The following is a 2,678-nucleotide window of genomic DNA, read 5'->3' as shown; positions in this document are numbered from 1 at the left end:
TAAGTTCGGCGGTGTCCTACTCTCCCACAACCCTTCGGTTGCAGTACCATCGGCGCTGTCAGGCTTAGCTTCCGGGTTCGGAATGGGACCGGGCGTTTCCCTGACGCTATAACCACCGAAACACTCCGAAACAACACACCCGGTGTGGTGTTTCAGAACCGTAGAGTGGATGCGTAACATCTTCGTAGGCAAGTCCTCGGCCTATTAGTACCAGTCAACTCGACAACACATTACTGTGCTTCCATTTCTGGCCTATCAACCCAATGGTCTCTTGGGGGCCTTAACCCACATGGGGTGGGATACCTCATCTTGGAACAGGCTTCCCGCTTAGATGCCTTCAGCGGTTATCCCTTCCGAACGTGGCCAACCAGCCATGCCCCTGGCGGGACAACTGGCACACCAGAGGTTCGTCCGTCCCGGTCCTCTCGTACTAGGGACAGCCTTCCTCAAGTATCCTACGCGCGCGGCGGATAGGGACCGAACTGTCTCACGACGTTCTAAACCCAGCTCGCGTGCCGCTTTAATGGGCGAACAGCCCAACCCTTGGGACCTACTCCGGCCCCAGGATGCGACGAGCCGACATCGAGGTGCCAAACCATGCCGTCGATATGGACTCTTGGGCAAGATCAGCCTGTTATCCCCGGGGTACCTTTTATCCGTTGAGCGACACCCCTTCCACCAGGAGGTGCCGGATCACTAGTCCCGACTTTCGTCCCTGCTCGACATGTCTGTCTCACAGTCAAGCTCCCTTGTGCACTTGCACTCAACACCTGATTGCCAACCAGGCTGAGGGAACCTTTGGGCGCCTCCGTTACTCTTTAGGAGGCAACCGCCCCAGTTAAACTACCCATCAGGCACTGTCCCTGAACCAGATCATGGCCCGAGGTTCAGATTCCCAATTCGACCAGAGTGGTATTTCAACAACGACTCCACCACAACTAGCGTTGCAGCTTCACAGTCTCCCACCTATCCTACACAAGCCGAACCGAAAACCAATACCAAACTATAGTAAAGGTCCCGGGGTCTTTCCGTCCTGCCGCGCGTAACGAGCATCTTTACTCGTAGTGCAATTTCGCCGGGCCTGTGGTTGAGACAGCCGGAAAGTCGTTACGCCATTCGTGCAGGTCGGAACTTACCCGACAAGGAATTTCGCTACCTTAGGATGGTTATAGTTACCACCGCCGTTTACTGGCGCTTAAATTCTCAGCTTCACCCCCCGAAAGGAGTTAACCGGTCCTCTTAACGTTCCAGCACCGGGCAGGCGTCAGTCCATATACATCGTCTTGCGACTTCGCATGGACCTGTGTTTTTAGTAAACAGTCGCTTTCCGCTGGTCTCTGCGGCCACCCACCCCTAGCTTGCAAGAAGCTTCAGGATGTTTGGCCCCCCTTCTCCCGAAGTTACGGGGGCATTTTGCCGAGTTCCTTAACCACAGTTCACCCGATCGCCTTGGTATTCTCTACCTGACCACCTGTGTTGGTTTGGGGTACGGGCCGTGCATGCACTCACTAGAGGCTTTTCTCGGCAGCATAGGATCACTCTACTTCGCCTCAAACGGCTACGCATCACGTCTCAGCCACACAGAACACGGATTTGCCTATGTTCCGGCCTACACGCTTACACCAGGACAACCATCGCCTGGCGGAGCTACCTTCCTGCGTCACCCCATCGCTTGACTACTACGAAATCAGGTCCCACGCTCCACACACAGTCATTCACCCGAAGGCTTCAAACCGTGGCTTTGGGTGGTTAGTATCAAACGCCTCGTCATGGGCGCACATGCTCGGGTACGGGAATATCAACCCGTTGTCCATCGACTACGCCTGTCGGCCTCGCCTTAGGTCCCGACTTACCCTGGGCGGATTAGCCTGGCCCAGGAACCCTTGGTCATCCGGCGGCAGAGTTTCTCACTCTGCATTCGCTACTCATGCCTGCATTCTCACTCCCACACCCTCCACGACTGGCTTCCGCCGCCGCTTCCCTGGATGCAGGACGCTCCCCTACCCATCCATACCACTAGACAAGGACTTCAAGAGTCCAAGCCGATGTATTGCATGAATGACACAGCTTCGGCGGTGTGCTTAAGCCCCGCTACATTGTCGGCGCAGGACCACTTGACCAGTGAGCTATTACGCACTCTTTCAAGGGTGGCTGCTTCTAAGCCAACCTCCTGGTTGTCTGGGCAATCCCACATCCTTTCCCACTGAGCACACACTTAGGGGCCTTAGCTGGTGTTCTGGGCTGTTTCCCTCTCGACGACGAAGCTTATCCCCCGCCGTCTCACTGCCACGCTCTCACTTATTGGTATTCGGAGTTTGGTTGATTTCGGTAACCCGGTAAGGCCCCTAGACCATCCAGTAGCTCTACCCCCAACAAGAAACACGTGACGCTGCACCTAAATGCATTTCGGGGAGAACCAGCTATCACGGAGTTTGATTGGCCTTTCACCCCTACCCACAGCTCATCCCCCAGGTTTTCAACCCTGGTGGGTTCGGGCCTCCACGACGTCTTACCGACGCTTCACCCTGGCCATGGGTAGATCACTCCGCTTCGGGTCTAGACCACGCGACTCAATCGCCCTATTCAGACTCGCTTTCGCTACGGCTACCCCACACGGGTTAACCTCGCCACGCAGCACTAACTCGCAGGCTCATTCTTCAAAAGGCACGCCATCACCT

Annotated in this window: 2 rRNA genes; both read right to left on the bottom strand. The window is 55.8% G+C overall.

Annotation, left to right across the window (positions count from 1 at the left end):
• Positions 1-3 precede the first annotated feature (3 nt).
• A 5S ribosomal RNA gene (gene rrf, locus ACWEN0_RS49960) occupies positions 4-120 on the bottom strand.
• Positions 121-184: 64 nt separating this feature from the next.
• A 23S ribosomal RNA gene (locus ACWEN0_RS49955) occupies positions 185-2,678 on the bottom strand; the annotation flags it as partial.

It is taken from the genome of Amycolatopsis sp. NPDC004378, from assembly GCF_053602455.1.
Note: the sequence above shows the minus strand (reverse complement) of the source record. Positions and strands in the feature narration are given on the sequence as shown.